Genomic DNA, 20,393 nt, shown 5'->3' with positions numbered 1-20,393 from the left:
GGGAAAGAGTCAATAATTCAGCGTCAAATTTAAACACATGGCTATGTGCCACTGCCAAGCATAATTTGTGCTGAGCCGCGTTTACATTCGAGGCTTTCACCTAAGTCGCGGATCATCTCCAGCAATGCCTTCACCCGCAGCGGCAAATTTCCGGCCGGGTACACCGCGTGCATCTGTGGGCTCTCACCGCTGCTGGAGGTGAGCTTGTACTCAGGACAAACCCGGAGCAGGCGCCCTGCTGCCACTTCGGGCTCCGCCATCCAATCCGCCAAGCGGGCGATCCCGACGCCCGCCAGGGCTGCCTGGAATACCGCCAGACCGGAGCTGAAACGAAATTTGGGGTGAACCCGAAAGCTGATGGCCTGCTCCTCACTGCGAAAATTCCACTCCTTGAGAATCCGTGGCGCCGTATGCAGGATCAGCGAATGCGACTCCAGTGCCTCGATGGAGTCGGGCATGCCGTTGCGCTCCAGGTAGCCGGGGCTGGCGTACAGATAACGTGAGTAACTCCAGAGCGCAAAGCCGATCAAGTCGCTGGATTGTGGAAACGCGCCGCGAATCGAGAAGTCCAGCTTGCTCTTGGCCGGGTCGATGATCTCATCGGTGAAAATCACATCGACATTAACGTCTGGATAACGCTCGCAGTATTGCGCGATCAACCGGGGCAATACCCCTTGTCCGAGAAACTCGGGGGCGGAAAAACGGATCCAGCCGGAGGCCAGGCCGCTGAGACCGGACAGGTCTTCATCCACCTCACGTTGCAGGTCGAGCATTTTGTACGCGTGGGGCAATAAGCATTCACCCGCTTCGGTCAAGCTCACGGCATTGGAGGAGCGATTGAACAACTTGAGCCCCACACTTTCCTCCAGGGCTTGAACGGCACGGGTCAGTGCGCTGGGGGAGCGCCCCAGCGTCCGTGCCGCGGCGACGAAGCTGCGCTTGCGAGCCACGGTCGCGAAGGCTTCAAGTTCCCCCAACATATTCAATGCCACTGTCCACCTCATTGCATTTTTCACAACGCGGCATTGCAACACAAAAAAAGGCCCTTCCGTTAACCTTCCCGCTCAACCCACAAGGATGGGGCAAACAGGAGCGCAAGGACGTGTCAAAGCTGGATGAAGTAATCGGGAAAGCCGCAGCTTGTGTTGATGAAGTCACTCATGAATGGCTGGAAAAAAAATCAGTGACTTCGACCCGACGGGAGATACCGCAAATTCATCTGTCGCTCGAAGAACAACGCACACTTCAGGCCGGTCTGGCAGCGCTGGACGTGACCGATAGTGCCTCGGGTATCCGCCACATGCCGGCCCTGGGGCGGCTGCTGGAAAGTGCCCTGTGCCCGGAGAAAATCCAGCAGCTACGCAATTTTCCACAGGCCCGTGACGTGGCGATGATCGTCAGGGGGCTGCCGCTGGACCCGCAACTGCCGGCCACGCCCTATGACCTGGAGCCGGGTATCGAGAACGTATCAACGCTGGCCGGGGCTATCTTGTCCGTGCTGCAAACCCTGCAAACCCGTCCTCTGGCCTACGAGGGTGAAAGCAACGACACCGTGTTCCGTCACGTATCGCCCAAGCACAAGCGAGAGACCGAAAAGAGCTCCTATGGCTCGCGCGCGGACCTGGGCATGCACGTCGACAACCCTCACCTGCCTTTGACCTGCGAACCCGTCTCGCAGTTGTCGGCCTGTCCGGAGTACCTGTCCCTGACCGGCCTGCGCTGCGAGCTCGATGTGCCGACGCGCATCGTCGCCATTGACGAGGTGCTGGCCATTCTGCCGGCCTGTGTCGAAGAGGAATTGTTACGACCGAACTTCACCGTTCGCCGACCGGCCTCCTTCGGCAAACAGGGGAATGTGCTGGAAAACGTCCCCTTGCTGTACAGAAGCGCAACCGGTGACCTGTATTGCCGCTACAACAAAGCGAGTGTCGAAGCGACCTGCGCCAATGCGCAGTTTGCCCTCCAACTGTTCGCCGCCGCCGCCGATCATCCCGATGTCGTGCACCACATACTGCTGCAACCAGGGGACATGCTGATCTTCAAGAACCAGCAAACCCTGCATGCCCGGGATGGTTTTACACCCCGCTACGACGGCCGTGATCGCTGGATGTTGCGGGTCTTCGGGGTCAATGATCCGGCACGCGTGGTGCCGCTGGCCCCTCATCAACCCTACATAGGCAGAGCCTGATTTCATGGTCGATATTGTCATCCTTTGCATGTTCGCCTTCGCCGCCGGCCTGATCGATGCGGCGGTGGGCGGCGGCGGACTGATCCAGATTCCTGCGCTATTCAACGTGCTCCCCACCGCTCAGCCGGCGGCGCTGCTGGGTACCAACAAGGTCGCGGCCGCCTGCGGCACCGCATTCGCGGCCCGATCCTTCGTGCGCAAGGTGGTGATCAACTGGGGGCTTGTGATCCCCGCCGCCTGCGCGGCCTTTGTCATGGCCTTCTTCGGCGCCGCCACGGTGTCGTTCGTACCTCAGTCGATGATCCGGCCGGCGGTGCTGGTGTTGATTGTACTGATGGCGATCTACACCTTCTGGAAGAAAGATTTCGGCGCCCTGCACAAACCCATGCGCATCGGTACCAAGGAAAAACTGCTGGCGATCGTCATCGGCGGCGCCATCGGTTTCTACGATGGCCTGTTCGGTCCCGGCACTGGCAGCTTCCTGATCTTCCTGTTCATCCGCTGCTTCGCCTTCGACTTTCTGCATGCCTCGGCGTCGGCCAAGCTGGTGAACATCGCGACCAACGTAGCGGCACTCATGTTCTTCATCCCAACGGGCAACGTGCTCTACCTGATCGCAATTCCCATGGCGGCATTCAACATCCTGGGCGCGCTCACTGGCACCTGGCTGGCCGTTCATAAGGGCGTGCCCTTTGTCCGGGCTCTATTCCTGGTGTTGTTGGTGATTCTGATCAGCAAACTGTCCTACGACATGCTCCTGTAAACCAGAGGAAAACTACATGCATCCGATGTTCGATCGCCTCGTGGCACTACTCGATGCCCGCTCAGCCTCCTACCGGGTGTTGATGCACGATGCCGAGGGCCAGTCGGCGCGCGTCGCCGAAATCCGTGGCACCGAGCCCGGCCAAGGCGCGAAGGCCATGCTTTGCTCCCTCAAGGGGCAGCCCGGACCCTATGCCCTGGTGATACTGCCGGGCGACCAGAAGCTGGACATGAAGAAAGTCGGAGCGGCCCTGGGCGGGAAAAAAGCCGAGCTGGTGAAGGCCGAAACCGCCATGGAACTGACCGGGTGCCGGATCGGCGCCATCCCTCCTTTTGTTTTCGATGAGCGGATTCAATTGATCGTCGATCCGGCCTTGACCACAGGCTACGCAGAAATAGCCTTCAACGCGGGGCGGCTGGATGCGTCGATGGTGCTCGATACGCAGGATTATCTGGCGATTGCCATGCCTCGATTGCTGGACATCAGCCAGGCCTGAGCAAACCTCCCCCTTGCGCCCTCCCCTATGACATGAAGCAGAGCTTGTCGATCGCAAGGTCGGCAAGCCATGCCGGCTTGGGCGCAAATCGTGTGAGGAACTCAGTGGCTACGGGGCAACGTGGATATCGCGCTGGACATGCCAGGTGGCTAGCCAGCACAGGCGTAACGCTAGCCGATCAGCCGTGGCTCTTGTGATCCAGGGCGGCGTAGAAGTTGGCGCTTTGTTGCAGGTACTTCTGGGTGTAGGTGTTGGTGGAGGATGTCTTGCGGCTGATTTCCACGTTGGCGCTGGCTGGCAGGGCCACGCTGGCGGAAATGGCGGAGGCTGCGATCACGGAGAAGAGATTGAAGTTCATCGGTATAACCCTCGGATTCAGTTGGCTTGCTTGCCCGTGTGGGCTGTTGAGCAAACTTACTCCCGAGGGTTGGCGGGAAAAAATGCTTTGCGGCAGTAGCTATTATCAGCGTGATTGATAGAAGCAGTCAGGCCCCGGATACCGGGGCCTGCGGTCTATTGACGCACCAGGAACTTGATGTCGCTGGGGGCTTCGAAGGGCAGTTTCTGCACCGTCTTGCCGAGGAAACCGGTCTTGGCGTCACGTTCGATCACCACGATTTCATTGCTTTTCTGGTTGCCGATCAGCACGTAGCGGTTGCTCGGATCGAGGCTGAACTCCCGCGGGTGATCGCCTTCCACGGAACGGCGCTGGATCTCCTTGAGCTGGCCGTTGCTCGGGTCGATGGCGAACACCAGCAACTGGTTGGCCGTGCCACGGTTACTGACATACAGGTACTGGCCGTCCTTGGAGGCATGCAGGGCCGCGGCGGCCTTTTTCTCCTTGGAGCCATTGGCCGCCAGATCCAGCAACTGACGCTGGGTCAGCTTGCCGTCCTGATAGTCAAAGACCGCCACCTGGGCGCTCATCTCCAGGGTCAGGTAGGCACGCTTGCCATCGGCACTGAACAGCAAGTGGCGCGGACCACTGCCTGGGGGCAGTTGGACAAAGGCCGGTTCGGCGGGCGTCAGCGGGTGTTCCGGATTGGCCTTGGGGTCGTAGCGGTAGACAAAGATCTTGTCTGCCCCCAGGTCGTTGGCGAACACGAACTGGCCGTCCGGGGACGACACCGACGAATGCACGTGGGCCGACTGCTGGCGCTCGGGATCGACCCGGCTGCCCGGATGGCTGGTGAGCTGCACCACCGGCGACAGATGGCCGTCGGCGCTGACCGGCACCACCGCCAGGCTGCCACCCGGGTCCACGTCCACCGAATAGTTGCTGACGAACAGGTAGTTGCCGTCGGCGCTCAGGCTGGAGTGAGTAGGCTCGTTGCCCTGGCTCTGCACCTGGTTGATCAGGTTCAGTTGATGGGTCTTGGGCGCCAGGCTGTAGCTGCTGACACGACCGATGGGGTCAACCTGCCCCGGGCTGTTTTCATTCACCACAAAGACGAATTTCTGGTCCTTGGAGAGGGTCAGCCAGGACGGGTTGGAGCTCTTCACCACTTGCAACGGCTTGGCATCGATCCGCCCGGTCCCCTCGTTGAAACGCAGGCGATACAGGCCCTGGCTCTGCCCTTGGGTGTAGGAACCCACCAGCAGTTCCTGGGTCTCTGCCGGCGCGGCCTGGACCGCCATGGCACCAACACTGCCGGCCATCAACAGCGGCCAGAAATTACGCATCTTCATGCTCACTCTCCTCTTCGTCGCGGGCACTGAACGCGCTCATGCACACCAGGCGGTGCTCGCCGGAATCAGCGACCAGGGTCCAGCTCTGCAGCGCCTGATCAAAAGTCGCGGCCTGCACCTGGGCCAGGGTAAAGCTCCAGCGCTTGGCGGCACGGCCATCCATGCACTCGATCAGCAGGCGCTGCTCGTCGAGGGTGAAATCGAAGGCGTGCAGGCCGTCGATTTCCAGCATGTCGCAGGCTTCAAGGGCGGTGAGCAAGGTGTCGGTAGCAGCGGTCATAGCAATCAATCATCAATTGGAAAGGCGCAATCATAGCTGATCGGCGCCCAAGGATCGGGCCCGTATTGCGTCCAGTCATCACTCGCCGCCGGTGCGGCCTGCGGGCACTGTCGAAGGGGTCTGGCATTGCCCTGCGGCGCCAGCCTGTTCATGCCCTGGGAGCAGGCATGAAAAAGCCGCGCCCGAGGGCGCGGCTGAGTGTTCAAAACGCCTGGATCAGTGAGCGAACAGCGAGTTGCCCTTCTGCCCCGCCAGCTTCTCCGGCTTGATCAGGAACCGCGCCAGGGCCGGCAGCAGCCACAGGGCACCGAACATGTTCCACAGCAGCATGAAGGTCAGCATCAGGCCCATGTCGGCCTGGAACTTGATCGCCGAGAAGATCCAGGTGCACACGCCGATGGCCAGGCACAGGCCGGTGAACAGCACCGCCTTGCCGGTGGAACGCAGGGTCTGGTAGTAAGCCTCCTGCAACGGCAGTCCGGCACGCAGGAAGCTTTCCAGACGGCTGTAGATATAGATGCCGTAGTCGACACCGATGCCCACCCCCAGCGCCACCACCGGCAAGGTCGCGACCTTGACGCCGATGCCCATGAAGGCCATCAACGCGTTGCCCAGCACCGAGGTCAGCACCAGCGGCAGGACGATGCACAGGGTCGCCGCCCAGGAGCGGAAGGTGATCATGCACATGCCGGCCACACAGATGTACACCAGGATCAGGATGGTCAGCTCGGACTCCTTGATCACTTCGTTGGTGGCCGCCTCGATCCCGGCGTTGCCGGCGGCGAGGATGAACTCCAGGCCATCCTTGTTGTGCTGCGCGGCGAATTCCTGCACCGTATGCACCGCGCGGTCCAGGGTCGCGGCCTTGTGGTCATTGAGGAACACCAGCACCGGCGCCAGGGAGCAGTTGTTGTTGTACAGGCCGTCGGCCCGGGCAATGGAGTTGTTGAGCACATCGGGGTTGCGCGACAGGGTTTCCCATTTCAGGTTGCCCTCGTTCATGCCCTTGATCATCTGCTTGGACACAGTCACCAGGGAGATCGCCGACTGCACGCCCTCGGTGTTCTGCATCTTCCACATCAGCTCGTCGATGGGAGCCATGGCTTCATAGCGCGAGCAACCTTCGGACGCGGTCTTGACCATCACCACCAAAACGTCGGAGCTGGTGGAGTAGTTGCTGATGATGAAGTTGTTGTCCTTGTTGTAGCGCGAGTCGGGACGCAGCTCCGGCGCGCCCTGGTCGAGGTCGCCGATCTTCAGATTCTGGCTGTACCAGAGGCCGCCGCCAAAGGCCACCAGGGCCAGGGCGATGGAGATCGGTGCCACTTTGGGGCTGGCAAAATTCGACAGCAGGCGCCAGAACGGATGCTCGCGGGAGGCATCCTTCTTGCTGCGTTCGATGGCGCGCTTGCTGATGCCGACGTAGGAAATCGCCACTGGCAGCAGGATCAGGTTGGTGAACACGATCACCGCCACACCGATGGAGGCACCGATGGCCAGCTCGCGGATCACCCCGATGTCGATGATCAGCAAGGTGATGAAGCCCACGGCGTCGGCGAGGATGGCGATCATCCCCGGCAGGAACAGTTGGCGGAAGGTCCGCCGCGCCGCGGTCAGGGCGTTGTCGGCGTCACTGGACTGCAGGGCGATGCCGTTGATCTTCTGCACCCCGTGGGAGATGCCGATGGCGAAGATCAGGAACGGCACCAGCATCGAGTACGGGTCCAGGCCAAAGCCGAAGGCATGCATCAGCCCCAGCTGCCAGACCACCGCCACCAGGGTGGTGATCAGCACCGCGATGGTGCTGCGGATGCACCAGGTGAACCAGTACAGCAGCACCAAGGTGATGATGAAGGCCACGCCGAAGAACATCACCACCATGATCAGGCCATCGATCAGGTCGCCGACCTTCTTGGCGAAACCGACAATGTGGATCTTCACATTGGGGTTCTGCGCTTCGAACTTGTCGCGGATCTTTTCTTCCAGCTGGTGGGAGAACTTCTGGTAGTCCAGGGCCAGCAGCTTGCCCTGGTCCTGAGGGTCCGGGTAGGACTCCAGCAACGGGATGTCGACGATGCTGGATTTGAAATCGTTGGCCACCAGGCGCCCGACCTGGCCGGACTTGAGGACGTTGTTGCGCAACTGGTCGAGGCTTTCGGGCGAGCCGTTATAGCTCTGGGGAATCACCTCGCCACCGGCGAAACCTTCTTCGGTCACCTCGGTCCAGCGCACGCTGGGGCTCCACAGCGACTTGAGCCCGGAGCGATCGACGCCAGAGATGTAGAACACCTCGTCGTTGATCTGCCGCAGGGTCTCCATGTACTCCTGGGTGAAGATGTCGCCGTCGCGGGCCGCCACCGAGATACGCACGGTGTTGCCCAGGTTGGCCAGGTCATTGCGGTGCTCCATCATCCGCTCGATGAACGGGTGCTTGAGCGGGATCATCTTTTCGAAACTGGTGGAAGGCCGAATCAGGGTCGCCTGCCAGAACAGAAAAGCGCTGACCAAGAGGCAAATGAAGATCACTGCCGGGCGGTTGTTGAAAATCAGGCGTTCGAGAAAGTTCGCCTTGTCCTGGTGATGACTGCTCATGGAATTCCCCACCTTCTTATTATGTGCCCGGCTTATTTGCCGACGTCAGCGCCGGTTGCCGCAGAGATCCGCACCCCGCCCTGCCCGGCCAGGATCAGCTTGCCATTGCCGGCAGCGGTCACCGCCGACAGCGAGAGGCGGTCCGCACGGTTGAATACGCTGAAGGTCTGGCCGTGGTCGGTACTGCGGATCACGCTGCCGCCGTTGCCGACGATCACCAGCGAGCCGTCGTCCAGCAAGGTAGCACCCGACAGGCCGAACTCCAGGGCGCCACGGGCAGCGTTCAACTCCACCTGCTCCCAAGTGTTGCCGAAATCAGTGGAACGATAGAGATTGCCCCGCAGGCCGAACACCAGCAGGGTCGCCGGCTGGCCGGTAGCGATCACGCCGAACAGCGAGCCTTCATAGGGGCCTTCGAGGCGTTCCCAGGTCTGCCCGTCATCGGCGGAGCGGAACAGGCTGCCCTGCTCGCCGACGATGAACAGTCCGGAATCCTTGACCTGGGCAATGGCGTTGAGGTGGAACTGGTCTTCGTTGTCCAGGCGATCGCTGACGTCTTCCCAGTGCTGGCCACCGTCGGTGGTTTCCAGCAACGCGCCATAGGCACCGACGGCGTAGCCGTTGCGGGTGTCCTTGAACCAGACATCGAGCAAGGGCGCTTCACGCTTGAGGTCCTGGAACTGCCGACTCCAGGTGACACCGCCATCGGTGCTGGCCAGGACCTGGGCATCGTGGCCCACCGCCCAGCCGTGCTGGTCATCGACAAAATACACCGCGGTCAGCAGTTGCCGGGTGGGCACCTTGGCCTGCACCCAGGACGCTCCCTGATCGTCGGAATAGAGAATGTGCCCGCGGTCGCCCACTGCCACCAGGCGCTTGCCGGCGTGGACCACATCGAGCATCAGGCTTTTCACCGCCTTGGGCGATTCGATGGAATAGACAGTATCCGCTGCGGTGGCAGCGGCCAGGACCGGTGTCGACAGCGTCACGACACCCAACAGCGAGAGCGCTGTAGCCAGCAATGCGAACGTGCGCAGCGCCGGCGGGCGGCCAACAACTACACCCATGACAGGCTCACTCATAGACCATTCCCCCATTATTATTGTCAGGTCATTTGACCTCTCAGGGCGCCTTCAGGGGTTTGCGATGCCTGGACCGACCGTGAAGATCGTCCTGAAACCTGCACTCTAGAGCCCCTTCGGCTGCGGGCTATCCTATCGGGCTTTGGAAAGGTCTGACAATCAACGCCACGTTATCTTTTGTTAATCACCGCGTCTGGCAAGGCCCCTGAATGCTCGGGCATTCGCTGGGCTGATCGATGCTCCTCTGCAGCAGGCGAGGAAGCGTTGATGCCGGTACGAAAAGCTTGTCAATTTAGCTGAGGTTTGCGCGGCCTGTCGGCGTGTAGCGCCGGTACACGACCAAAGGCTGATCCAGGGCATAAGCCGCCGCTACCCAGCGTTGACTATGATGAGCTGCGTGGGTGGCGAGCCCGATGACCTTCAGGAGTGACGCATGATTGCCATACGCGAGGCGTGGAAGGCTGGCTTGCTCGGCCCCCGGCACTGGGCTCGCAACCTGGTGGCTGGGGTGATTGTCGGCGTGGTGGCGCTGCCCCTGGCCATGGCGTTTGCCATCGCCTCCGGGGTCAAGCCGGAACAGGGCATCTACACCGCCATCGTCGGTGGCCTGCTGGTGTCGCTGTTCGGCGGTAGCCGCTTGCAGATCGCCGGCCCCACCGGGGCCTTTATCGTGATTCTCGCCGGGGTCACCGCCAAGTACGGGGTCGACGGCCTGCAGCTGGCGACCATGATGGCCGGGATCATCCTGTTCCTGCTGGGCATCAGCCGCCTGGGCGCCCTGATCAAATTCATCCCCGACCCGGTAATTCTCGGCTTCACCGCCGGGATCGGGGTGATCATCTGGGTCAGCCAGTGGAAAGACTTTTTCGGCCTGCCCGCCGTCCAGGGCGAGCACTTCCACCAGAAGCTCTGGCACCTGCTGCAAGCCCTGCCCGAACTGCACCTGGCCACCACCCTGCTGGCCTTGCTCAGCCTGGCGCTGCTGTTGTGGGTACCCAAGATCCCCGCGCTCAAGCGCCTGCCGGCGCCGCTGGTTGCCATGGTCCTGGCCACCGCCTTGCAGTCACTGTTCCAGTTCCAGGGCGTGGCCACCATCGGCAGTGCCTTTGGCGGCATTCCCCAGGGCTTGCCGACCCTGCAACTGCCCGAGATCAGCCTGCCACGGATACTCGACCTGATAGGACCGGCCTTCGCCATCGCCATGCTCGGAGCCATCGAATCACTGTTGTCGGCGGTGGTGGCCGACGGCATGGCCGGCACCCGCCACGACTCCAACCAGGAACTGATCGGCCAGGGCATCGCCAACCTGGCCACGCCGCTGTTTGGCGGGTTCGCCGCCACCGGCGCCATTGCTCGCACCGCCACCAACATCCGCAACGGCGGCAGCAGCCCGCTGGCCGGCATCACCCACGCCGTGGTGCTGGTGCTGATCATCCTGTTTCTCGCGCCGCTGGCGGCCAATATCCCGTTGTGCGCCCTGGCGGCGATCCTGTTCGTGGTGGCCTACAACATGAGTGAGCTGCACCACTTCAAGCGCATGGTGCAACGCGCGCCCCGGGCGGATGTGGCGATCCTGCTGTGTACCTTTGTGCTGACGGTGTTCAGTGATCTGGTGATCGCGGTGAACATCGGAGTGATCCTGGCGATGCTGCATTTTCTGCGGCGCATGGCCTCCTCGGTGGAGGTGCAGCAAGTGGTGGGAGAGGATCTGGAGAATGAATTGCGCGGCAAAGGACGCGGGCACCTGCCTGCTGGGGTGCTGATCTATACCATCGAAGGCCCCCTGTTCTTTGGCGCTGCCGAAACCTTTGAACGGGCCCTGGCCCAGACCCATAGCGATCCCAGGCTGCTGATCATCCGCCTCAAGCATGTGCCGTTCATGGATATCACTGGGCTGCAGACCCTGGAGGAAGTGATAGGTCAGCTGCACAAGCGCGGGATCGTGGTGAAACTGTGCGAAGCCAACCTGAAGGTTCATGCCAAGCTTGAGCGAGTGGGCATCCTGCACGCCATTGGCGCGCAGAACTATCACCGCGACTTGAGCAGCGCACTGCCCCCTCTGTAGCCGCTGCTGCAGACTGCGAACGGTCTGGGCGGCACTGCGTCGCAGGGACGCATCGATCTCAAGACCGACAGAGGTATGACAGCGATCGCCAAGCAAGGTCCTGCGGAGCTTGGCGCAGCTTCGCAGGCTCAGCAGCGGCTACAGGCGTAGCCGCTGCCGCCGTCAGGCGAGGCTTTTGCTCACCACTTCGAACACGTCGCTGGAGAGATCGCCGGAAGCACGGATGCGCTCCAGTTCGCCCTTCATCAGCGCCTGGCGGGCGCTGTCGTATTTGCGCCAGCGAGTCAGTGGCGCCAGTTGCCGCGAGGCAATCTGCGGGTTGAAGCCGTTGAGCTGGATCACCAGATCCGCCAGGAAGCGATAACCCGAACCATCCGCCGCATGGAAGTTGATCAGGTTCTGCCCGGCAAAAGCCCCCACCAACGCCCGCACCTTGTTCGGGTTCTTGAGGTTGAACGCCGGGTGCTGCATCAGCGCCTTGACCCGCTCCAGGCCGCCCGGCAACGGGCTGCCGGCCTGGACGCTGAACCACTGGTCCATGACTAGGGCGTTGTCCTTGAAGTTCTCGGCGAACACTGCCAGAGCCTGGGCCTTCTCGGCCTCGAACGGCGAGTTGACCAGCACCGCCAGGGCGGTGAGGCGCTCGGTCATGTTGTCGGCGCTGTCGAACTGCTCGATGGCCGCCGCCAGCACTTCGGGCTTGCGGGTCAACATCAGATAGGACAACGCAATGTTCTGCAGCGCGCGACGGGCAAAGTGCTCGGACTCGGCGACATAGGCCGTGGCCTTGGACACTGCCCGGTTAGCCTGATAACGCTTCCACAGCGCATCGAACAGGCTGTCAGCCAGTTGCTGGCGGGCAAACTCGCGAGCCGCATGGATCGCCTCGACATCCGCCACTTCGCTGATCTCGGTCAGATAGGCCTCGCCCGGCAGGGAGAGCATTTCCGCGACCATGGCCTGGTCCAGGCTGTCATCCGCCAGCACGGTGCCCAGGGCGGTCACCAGACGGTCGTCCATCACCAGCGCCTGACCCTGCTGATGCTGGGCAATCAGTTCTTGCAGTACTTGCACGGCCAACTGCTGGCCGGCGTCCCAACGGTTGAAACCGTCGCTGTCGTGCTGCATGAGGAACATCAGCTGGTCGCGGTTGTAGGGGAAGCTGAGCTTCACCGGCGCCGAGAAGCCCCGCAGCAGCGATGGCAACGGATGTTCGGCGATATCGACGAAGGTGAAGGTCTGCTCGGCCTCGGTCACCGAGATCACCCGGGAAGTCCCCTGGGCGGCGTTTTCGCCGGACAGGCGCAGGGCCATACCCGCCCCTTTCGAGTCCAGCAGGCCAAGCTCCACCGGGATCACGAACGACAGTTTCTCCACTTTGTCCGGGGTCTGCGGGCAGCTCTGGCGGAAGGTCAGGCTGTAGGTCTTGGCCGCCGCGTCGTAGGACTCGCTGACCGCCAGCCGTGGCGTACCGGCCTGGCTGTACCAGCGTTTGAACTGGGTCAGATCGACGCCGTTGGCATCTTCCATGGCCTTGACGAAATCGTCACAGGTCACGGCCTGACCGTCATGGCGCTCGAAGTACAGGTCACTGCCCTTACGGAAACCTTCAGCCCCGAGCAAGGTGTGGATCATGCCCACCACTTCCGAACCCTTTTCGTACACGGTCAGGGTGTAGAAGTTGGAAATCTCGATAAAGCTTTCCGGGCGCACGGCATGGGCCATGGGGCCGGCGTCTTCGGCGAACTGGTGGGTGCGCAGGTAGGCCACGTCCTGAATGCGCTTGACGGTGCGCGAGTTCATGTCCGCGGAGAAACCGGCATCGCGGAACACCGTGAAGCCTTCCTTGAGCGACAGCTGGAACCAGTCGCGGCAGGTCACGCGGTTGCCCGACCAGTTGTGGAAGTATTCGTGGGCGACGATGGCCTCGACCCGCTGGTGGGCGGCGTCGGTGGCGGTTTCGGCACGGGCCAGCACGGCGCTGGAGTTGAAGATGTTCAGGCCCTTGTTTTCCATGGCGCCCATGTTGAAGTCGTTCACCGCGACAATCATGAAGATGTCCAGGTCGTATTCACGGCCGTAGGTCTCTTCGTCCCAGCGCATGGACTTTTTCAGGCTGTTCATGGCGTGCTGGCACTTGTCGATATTTTCCGGCTCGACATAGATGCGCAGCGCCACATCGCGGCCGCTCTGGGTGCGGAAGCTGTCTTCCACGCACCACAGGTCACCGGCCACCAGGGCAAACAGGTAGGCGGGTTTCATGAACGGGTCTTCCCAGGTCGCCCAGTGCCGGCCGTCTTCACCGGGGCCGCTGGCGATGGGGTTGCCGTTGGAGAGCAGCACCGGGTAGCTGTGCTGCTCGGCCACCACGGTGGTGGTGAACTTGCTCATCACATCCGGGCGATCGAGGTAATAGGTGATCTTGCGAAAGCCCTCGGCTTCGCACTGGGTGCAGAACATGCCACTGGACTTGTACAGGCCTTCCAGGGCGGTGTTGCTTTCCGGGTGGATCTTCACGCTGGTGTCCAGGGTGAAGCTGGCGCTGGTGGGGTGCAGGGTCAGGTGGCTGTCGTCCAGCTGGTAGTCGTCAGCACTCAGCGGCTGATCGGCGAGGCTCACCGATAGCAGCTCCAGCTGCTGGCCATCCAGCACCAGCGGCGGCAGCCCGGCGCCACGGGCCGGGTTGCGACGCATCACCAGCTGCGCATGGACCAGGCTGTGGTCCTCGAACAACTCGAAGGTCAGGTGGGTCTCGTCGATCAGGTACTCGGGGGCCTGATAGTCCTTCAGGTAGATCATCTTCGGTTGGTCGGTGCGCATGGCGAATTCCTTCTACTGATGCACGGCGAGCTGGTAGGCCGTGTACTTACGAATGTTGATCACGCCGGTGTCGAAGATCAGGTACTGGCCCTTGATCCCCAGCAGCGTGCCTTCGGCAATCGGGTTCTTGTCCAGGTTGAAGCTGACGATCTTGGCCGGGTACTGCTCGACCGGATAACGAATCTCCAGGGGCTCGATATCGGTCACCGGCTGAATCGCCTGCAGGCCGAAACGCTCCTGCAGGGCCAACAGGCCCTCGGCGCAGGATTCAAACAGTTGCTCGCGCACCGCCACCAGGTCCACCGCCTGGGCATCGCCCTTGAGCAAGGCACGCCAGTTGGTCTTGTCCGCCACCTGGGAGCGGAACAGATCCTCGACGAAGCCCGATTGCTGGCGGGTCGCCACGCGCATGATCGGCAGCGCCTGGCTGGCGCCCTGGTCGAGCCAGCGGGTCGGCAACTGGGTGGCGCGGGTGATACCGACCTTGATCCCCGAGGAGTTGGCCAAATAGACCACGTGATCGGTCATGCAGAACTGCTCGCCCCAGGACGGCTCGCGGCAGGTGCCGGCGTCGTAGTGGCAACGTTCCGGACTCATGATGCAGATATCGCACTGGGCCAGCTTGGTCATGCACGGATAGCAGTAACCCTGGCTGAAACTGGTCTTGGTCTTGCGCCCGCAGTGGGTGCAGTGGATCGCCCCCAGGTATTCCAGGCGCACCTGAGTACCGATCAGGGGGTTGACCGGCACCTCGCTGTCACCCAGGCGAAAAGCGTACTGAACATTCGGCCCGTCCAGGCGTGCCGACATTTTGCTGATGGAACCGCGGCCAATCTCGATCAATGGATGGCATCCGACTTGAACAGGATGTTCGGCACCGGCGCCGACTTCGAAGCGCATTCCTGCGGGCCCATGTAGCCGGTGCGCTGGTCCTCGGGCAGGTTCTGCATTTCCCAGGCGATCATCGCCTGCAGCGACAGTTCGCGCTGCTCGGCGGTGAGCTTGCGGCCGTCGGACCATTTGCCGATTTCTACCGCCAGCTTCAGGCTCTGGTAGATCTCGGGGGTGATGTTTTCGATCATTTCGACAAAGGACGACATACAAGACTCCAGCATTCAAAGGGCCAGTTTACGGCGACTGTACAAGCCGCCCAACAAACCAGTAAGGCAACCGACGAGCAGCCCGCCGACGTGGGCGGCGTTGGCGATTTCGCCGAAACCGATCATCGACACCAGCCCGGACAGGCACAGCAGCAGCCACACCAGCATCATCACCAGCACGCCCCGGGGCAGGCGGTAGATGGGGTTGGGGGACAGTAATTGGTAGATCCAGCAATGCCCGAGCAGACCGTAGAGCACCCCGGACAGGCCGCCGAACAGGGTCGGGCCACTGAAATAGTATTGGGCGTAGTTGGACACCAGGCTGAACAGCAGGGTCAAGCCCAGCAGGTTGATGCTGCCCTGGCGCAACTCGATACGCCGCCCCAGCTCCCAGTACCACATGCCGTTCATGGCGATATGCAGGATGCCGAAGTGGATCAGCATCGGCGTCACCAGGCGCCACCACTGCCCCGCCGCCAGGCTGTCGGCCAGGGAACTGAACTGGATGTAGTCGCCGACCACGCGGAACTCGAGGAAGGTAAACCAGCCGAGGGTTTGCAGGTTGTCCCCCAGCAAGGTGATGCCGCAAACCGCCAGGCTCAGCAGCAGGATCAACGCGGTAATCGGGCTGCGGCGCAACTGCTCCCCCAGGCCGACGCGGGCCGGGGTGGCCGCCTGCGGGATATCCAGTTGCTGCTCGGGATCGCCCTGGGGAAAGCGCTGGTACAGGCCCCGCACATCCTCACTGATGGATTCCGGCACCCAGAGCACCTGCTCGCCGGCCTCCTCACTGACTCGGTGCGGCACCTGCATGCGCTGCAGCAGTTTGACGAAACCACTCAGATCCGTGGCCAGGGGCAGACGCAAAACCGCTACCGCGCTCATCGCAACACCTCGGGCCGCTCGACGTCGACCCAGACAAATTTATTCGGGTCCAGGCGGGTTTCCTGGTCCAGCCGATACGCGGCGAGCTTGCCGTAGAGCACCGCGCTGTAATCCAGGCACGCCAGGTTGGGCCGGATCGGCGCCGGCTTGCCGCTGCGCCAGTAGTGGCCGACGAACAGCATCGGTTCGTCGGCGCCGTAGCGCAGCAGGCTGTTTTTCTCGGCTGGGGACAACGGCGTGCGCGCCACTGGATCGGGCAAGGCATCGGGCTGGAAGACGATGTCGCCGTAGGTCTGCGGGTCGTCTTCCCAGAACTTGGTGCGAAAGAACGCCCGGGTCAGGCCGTCACCGCTGGTCATGGTCAGGCCGTGGGGCAGGCGCATGTCGGTGCCGCGCAGCAGGCGATCGAAGGCGGTGCTGGCAAAACTGTCGGGCAGCGCCGAGGCCTGGAGGAAGGCTCGATCGATGCAACCGTCCGGATACTGCTGGCGCAGGGGCGCGATCAGGCCGGCATCCCAGCAAGCGTGCACCACGCGAAAGCGCCCGGCGTCGACGAACAGCGGCAGTTCATAGAACCACTCGAGGAAGTCGTGCCAGTCACCAGGGTGGTGTTCGAACTGGGTCAGGGTTTCGTGGATCAGTCGGGCATGGCGCGGGGTGTGTTCGCGCACGAACTGCTTGCCGCTGCCGGCCGCCGCCGGGGTGCTCCAGCCCAGGGCGTTGAATTCATGGTTGCCCATGATGCACAGCGCCTGGCCGGCCACCACCATGTCGTGGACGATATGCAGCGATTCACGGATTCGCGGGCCGCGGTCGATGATGTCACCGAGGAACACCGCCATGCGCGACGGGTGCCGCCAGACGCCGCCCTGCTTGTGATACCCGAGCCGATCCAGCAAGTGCTCCAGGGTCAGGGCGCAACCGTGCACGTCACCGATCAGGTCGTAGCTACGCGCGGGATCGAGCATCAGTCGCCTCCACCGCCCAGTCGGCTGCCCCAGCCGAGTTTGGTCCGACAGACCTCGTAGTAGTTGTGGTCCAGCGGATGGATCAGGCGCAGCTTCTGCGCCTTCTTGCTGACCGTGATGGTGTCGCCCGGGGCACAGGTGAAGTGGTTCTGCCCGTCACAGGAGACTTGCGGATAGATCTGCATATCTTTGGACACGACGATTTTCAGCTCACTGTTGCCATCGACCACGATCGGCCTTCCAGACAAGGTATGGGGGTACATCGGCACAATCACAATGGCATCCAGCTTGGGATGCATGATCGGGCCGCCGGCGGACAGCGCGTAGGCCGTAGAACCGGTAGGCGTGGCGACGATCAGGCCGTCGGCCTTCTGGCTGCAGACGAACTGGCCGTCGATGTAGATCTCGAACTCGATCATCCGCGTCGACTTGCCCGGGTGCAGCACCACGTCGTTGAGCGCATCGCCCTGGCCGATGGCCTCGGCATGGCGACGGACTTCGGCCTGCAGCAGGAAGCGGTTTTCCACCAGGTAGTGACCGTCGAGCACTTCAGCAACCTTGACTTCCAGCTCATCGGGGCGGATGTCGGTGAGAAAGCCCAGGCTGCCGCGGTTGATCCCCAGCACCGGAATATTGTGCCGGGCCAGGGCCCGAGCGGCGCCCAGCAGGCTGCCGTCGCCGCCGACCACGATGACCATGTCGCAGACCTCGCCCAACAGCTTGCGCGAGGAGGTCTGCAGACCGTGGCCCGGCAGCACTTCGGCGATGGTGTCTTCAAGGATCACGTGCAGGTGGCGCGCCAGCAGAAACTTCTTCAGTCGGCGAACTGTGTCCAGCACCTGGGAACTGCCCAGGCGACCGATAATGCCGATATTGCGAAACTGCTCCATGGGGCTCCTGCGGAATTCGGGTACGGGCGAAACGGAGGATTATGGGCGAAACCCGGCGTTAGACAAAATCCTTTCAGCCACGGGCGCTTGGGAGCAGGCGACGCAACTGCGAGTGGCACGCATTTATCGCGAACGGCACAGGTTTGCGTCTATGCTCGCAAGATGCTCCTGTTCCCGGATTTGCTCAGCCTCCCCCGCCAGTTGCGTCAACCTGAAGTCCGCGACCTCGCCTGGGTCATCCTCGCGCCGCCGATGCTCAGCCATACGCCCTGGCCACAGCGCCACCCCCTGGCCGGCAGCGACTGGGTGCTGGCGCCACAACTGCTGGCCCACTGGCTGCGATGCCAGGATCTGGACAACCGCGCCTTGCGCCATTGGCTGAATCAGGGTCGGACCCGGCGCCTGGGCCTGTACTACGAACGCCTCTGGCAATTTGCCGTGCAGCATGCGCCGGGGGTGGAACTGCTGGCGGCCAACCTGCCGATCCGCCGTGAGGGGCACACCCTCGGTGAACTGGACATGCTGCTGCGCGACCGCGAAGGCGTGCATCACCTGGAGCTGGCGATCAAGCTCTACCTGGGCCCGCAGCACGGCAACGGCTGCGACAGCGCGCAATGGCTTGGCCCGGGCTGTCACGACCGCCTGGACCGCAAGCTGGCGCACCTGGACGAGCACCAACTGCCGATTTCCGCCCGCGCCGAAAGCCGCGAAGCCTTGGCGGCGCTGGATATCCAGCAGTTCAGCGCCCACCTGTGGCTGGGGGGCTACCTGCTCTATCCCTGGCCGGGCCACGCCGAACCACCTCAAGGCGCTCACCCGCAGCACCTGCGAGGGCGCTGGCTGCACCAGCGTGACTGGCCCGCCTTCATCGCCCAGAGCGCACCCGGGCGTTGGCAGCCCCTGCCCCGCCACGCCTGGCTGGCTCCGGCTCACTATCCGGCCGAACAGGCCTGGACGGCCGGGCAACTGCAGCAATGGCTTGCAGAACTGGACGCCCAGGCCCCGGCGCAGCTGCTGGTACGACTGGTGGAAACAGCCGAAGGGGGCTGGGAAGAAGCCGAGCGCCTGTTCCTGGTGGCCGACCTCTGGCCCAACGTCCCCGCGACCCAGCCCCTAGCGCCCAGAGACCAACCTGCGTAGGCGCTGGCGTGCCAGCGAAAGTCCTCCCCCGCCGGGCACACATCTCGCCGCCCCCTTCGCCGGCAAGCCGGCTCGGTGGGGTTTCGCTATACCAGGGAAAGCCGCAACGCCAGGGCCGCCAGGGTCACCAGCAGCACCGGCAGTGTCAGCACGATGCCGACCCGGAAGTAATAACCCCAGCCAATATGGATACCCTTGCGTTCAAGCACATGCAGCCAAAGCAATGTGGCCAGGCTGCCGATGGGGGTGATTTTCGGCCCCAGGTCGCTGCCAATGACATTGGCGTAGATCATCGCTTCCTTGACCACCCCGGTGGCCTGACTGGCATCGATGGACAAGGCAGCGATCAGCACCGTGGGCAAATTGTTCATCACCGATGACAGCCCCGCCGTCAGCAATCCGGTGCCCAGCGCCGCCCCCCAGACGCCACCAGCGGCAAAGCCGTCGAGCCAGCCCGCCAGGTACCCGGTCAGCCCGGCATTGCGCAAGCCATAAACCACCAGATACATGCCCAAGGAGAAAATCACGATCTGCCATGGCGCTTCCTTGAGCACTTTGCGGGTGGATATCTTGTGCCCACGTGCCGCGATCACCAGCAGCAAGGTGGCGCAGACCGCGGAAATAGCGCTGATGGGAATCCCCAGCGGCTCCAGGGCAAAACAGCCCAGCAGCAGGATCAGCAGCACCCACCAGCCGGCGATGAAGGTCGCCCGGTCATGGATGGCACTGGCCGGCTCGGCCAGTTGCCGCGGATCGTACTGCTCAGGGATGTCCCGGCGGAAAAACCACAGCAGCACCGCCAGGGTCGCCGCGACGCTCACCAGGTTGACCGGCAGCATCACCGCCGCATAACGGTTGAAACCTATCTGGAAGAAGTCCGCGGAGACGATGTTCACCAGGTTCGACACCACCAGCGGCAAGCTTGCGGTGTCGGCGATGAAGCCGGCCCCCATGACGAAAGCCAGGGTCGTGGCGGCAGAAAAGCGCAAGGCCAGCAGCATGGAAATGACGATGGGCGTGAGGATCAGCGCCGCGCCGTCGTTGGCGAACAGGGCCGACACCAGGGCTCCCAACAGCACCATGAAGGCGAACAGCCGTCGCCCCCTGCCCCGCCCCCAGCGCGCCACATGCAGGGCCGCCCAGGCGAAGAACCCGGCCTCGTCCAGCAGCAGGCTGATGATGATCAGCGCAACGAAGGTGCCGGTGGCGTTCCAGATGATCTGCCACACCACCGGGATGTCGGCCAGTTGCACCACGCCGCAGAACAGGGCCAGGAGCGCGCCGAACACCGCGCTCCAACCGACGCCCAGGCCTTTGGGCTGCCAGATCACCAGGGTAATGGTCAGCAAGAAAATCGATACTGCAATCAACATGACTAAGAAATCTTGAATAAAGAGGGGACTAGCGCAGGAGCTGGCTTGCCAGCGACCGTGCA

General features: G+C 62.6%; 18 protein-coding genes. 5 read left to right on the top strand and 13 right to left on the bottom strand.

Going from position 1 to position 20,393, the window contains the following annotated elements; genetic code table 11:
* Positions 1 to 41 precede the first annotated feature (41 nt).
* On the bottom strand, positions 42 to 992 hold the full coding sequence (locus tag KHO49_RS28450) for a LysR family transcriptional regulator (protein WP_102879613.1): 951 nt from the start codon (positions 990 to 992) through the stop codon (positions 42 to 44).
* Here KHO49_RS28450 and KHO49_RS28445 point away from each other — a divergent pair.
* Genes KHO49_RS28445 through KHO49_RS28435 form a run of 3 tightly spaced genes read left to right on the top strand, consistent with a single transcriptional unit; the run spans position 986 to position 3,447 of the window.
* Positions 986 to 2,188 (top strand): TauD/TfdA family dioxygenase, encoded by a 1,203-nt coding sequence (locus KHO49_RS28445; RefSeq protein ID WP_249735879.1) that lies wholly within the window; start codon positions 986 to 988, stop codon positions 2,186 to 2,188. The genes KHO49_RS28450 and KHO49_RS28445 overlap by 7 nt on opposite strands.
* A 4-nt stretch (positions 2,189 to 2,192) precedes the next feature.
* Positions 2,193 to 2,951, top strand: coding sequence for a sulfite exporter TauE/SafE family protein (locus KHO49_RS28440; RefSeq protein ID WP_213666283.1), 759 nt, complete (start codon positions 2,193 to 2,195; stop codon positions 2,949 to 2,951).
* Between the two features lie 16 nt (positions 2,952 to 2,967).
* Complete coding sequence (locus KHO49_RS28435; protein ID WP_080963096.1) at positions 2,968 to 3,447, top strand: YbaK/prolyl-tRNA synthetase associated domain-containing protein; 480 nt, start codon at positions 2,968 to 2,970, stop codon at positions 3,445 to 3,447.
* 178 nt (positions 3,448 to 3,625) lie between these two features.
* Here KHO49_RS28435 and KHO49_RS28430 read toward each other — a convergent pair whose 3' ends face one another.
* The 5 genes from KHO49_RS28430 to KHO49_RS28410 form a co-directional block, all read right to left on the bottom strand.
* Positions 3,626 to 3,805 carry a hypothetical protein gene (locus tag KHO49_RS28430; protein ID WP_102865210.1) on the bottom strand — a complete coding sequence of 60 codons (180 nt, stop codon included), beginning with the start codon at positions 3,803 to 3,805 and terminating at the stop codon, positions 3,626 to 3,628.
* Between the two features lie 155 nt (positions 3,806 to 3,960).
* Entirely contained in the window at positions 3,961 to 5,136 is a 1,176-nt protein-coding gene (locus KHO49_RS28425; protein WP_102879615.1) for a lactonase family protein, read from the bottom strand.
* Positions 5,123 to 5,416 (bottom strand): DUF5629 family protein, encoded by a 294-nt coding sequence (locus KHO49_RS28420; protein WP_102865212.1) that lies wholly within the window; start codon positions 5,414 to 5,416, stop codon positions 5,123 to 5,125. The genes KHO49_RS28425 and KHO49_RS28420 overlap by 14 nt, the downstream gene beginning before the upstream one ends.
* Positions 5,417 to 5,632: 216 nt before the next feature.
* Entirely contained in the window at positions 5,633 to 8,008 is a 2,376-nt protein-coding gene (locus tag KHO49_RS28415; RefSeq protein ID WP_213666282.1) for an efflux RND transporter permease subunit, read from the bottom strand.
* A 32-nt stretch (positions 8,009 to 8,040) separates the two neighbouring features.
* Positions 8,041 to 9,090, bottom strand: coding sequence for a WD40/YVTN/BNR-like repeat-containing protein (locus tag KHO49_RS28410; RefSeq protein WP_213666281.1), 1,050 nt, complete (start codon positions 9,088 to 9,090; stop codon positions 8,041 to 8,043).
* A gap of 433 nt (positions 9,091 to 9,523) precedes the next feature.
* Between KHO49_RS28410 and KHO49_RS28405 the strand changes: the two genes are divergently transcribed.
* Positions 9,524 to 11,155 carry a SulP family inorganic anion transporter gene (locus KHO49_RS28405; RefSeq protein WP_123391046.1) on the top strand — a complete coding sequence of 544 codons (1,632 nt, stop codon included), beginning with the start codon at positions 9,524 to 9,526 and terminating at the stop codon, positions 11,153 to 11,155.
* A gap of 162 nt (positions 11,156 to 11,317) precedes the next feature.
* On the opposite strand, the gene pepN is transcribed toward KHO49_RS28405, so the two are convergent.
* Genes pepN through KHO49_RS28375 form a run of 6 tightly spaced genes read right to left on the bottom strand, consistent with a single transcriptional unit; the run spans position 11,318 to position 17,818 of the window.
* Positions 11,318 to 13,975: an aminopeptidase N gene (pepN, locus tag KHO49_RS28400; protein ID WP_213666280.1), complete on the bottom strand. Its 2,658-nt coding sequence runs from the start codon at positions 13,973 to 13,975 to the stop codon at positions 11,318 to 11,320.
* 12 nt (positions 13,976 to 13,987) lie between these two features.
* Positions 13,988 to 14,818, bottom strand: coding sequence for a DUF2797 domain-containing protein (locus KHO49_RS28395; protein WP_102879619.1), 831 nt, complete (start codon positions 14,816 to 14,818; stop codon positions 13,988 to 13,990).
* Positions 14,815 to 15,075 (bottom strand): YeaC family protein, encoded by a 261-nt coding sequence (locus KHO49_RS28390; RefSeq protein WP_011061566.1) that lies wholly within the window; start codon positions 15,073 to 15,075, stop codon positions 14,815 to 14,817. The genes KHO49_RS28395 and KHO49_RS28390 overlap by 4 nt, the downstream gene beginning before the upstream one ends.
* Before the next feature lie 15 nt (positions 15,076 to 15,090).
* Positions 15,091 to 15,960 (bottom strand): rhomboid family intramembrane serine protease, encoded by an 870-nt coding sequence (locus tag KHO49_RS28385; RefSeq protein ID WP_102879620.1) that lies wholly within the window; start codon positions 15,958 to 15,960, stop codon positions 15,091 to 15,093.
* Entirely contained in the window at positions 15,957 to 16,931 is a 975-nt protein-coding gene (locus KHO49_RS28380; RefSeq protein ID WP_181430804.1) for a metallophosphoesterase, read from the bottom strand. Before KHO49_RS28380 ends, KHO49_RS28385 begins: the two co-directional genes overlap by 4 nt.
* Positions 16,928 to 17,818 carry an NAD(+) kinase gene (locus KHO49_RS28375; RefSeq protein WP_007920913.1) on the bottom strand — a complete coding sequence of 297 codons (891 nt, stop codon included), beginning with the start codon at positions 17,816 to 17,818 and terminating at the stop codon, positions 16,928 to 16,930. Before KHO49_RS28375 ends, KHO49_RS28380 begins: the two co-directional genes overlap by 4 nt.
* A gap of 162 nt (positions 17,819 to 17,980) precedes the next feature.
* Between KHO49_RS28375 and KHO49_RS28370 the strand changes: the two genes are divergently transcribed.
* A complete protein-coding gene (locus KHO49_RS28370; RefSeq protein WP_213666279.1) occupies positions 17,981 to 18,958 on the top strand; it encodes a DUF1853 family protein in 978 nt (325 codons plus the stop codon).
* An 86-nt stretch (positions 18,959 to 19,044) separates the two neighbouring features.
* Here KHO49_RS28370 and KHO49_RS28365 read toward each other — a convergent pair whose 3' ends face one another.
* Complete coding sequence (locus tag KHO49_RS28365; protein ID WP_170002453.1) at positions 19,045 to 20,331, bottom strand: arsenic transporter; 1,287 nt, start codon at positions 20,329 to 20,331, stop codon at positions 19,045 to 19,047.
* Positions 20,332 to 20,393 lie beyond the last annotated feature (62 nt).

The organism is Pseudomonas sp. RC4D1 (assembly GCF_018390395.1).
Taxonomy (GTDB): Bacteria; Pseudomonadota; Gammaproteobacteria; order Pseudomonadales; family Pseudomonadaceae; genus Aquipseudomonas; species Aquipseudomonas danubii.
This window is presented reverse-complemented; position numbering and strand designations above follow the sequence as displayed.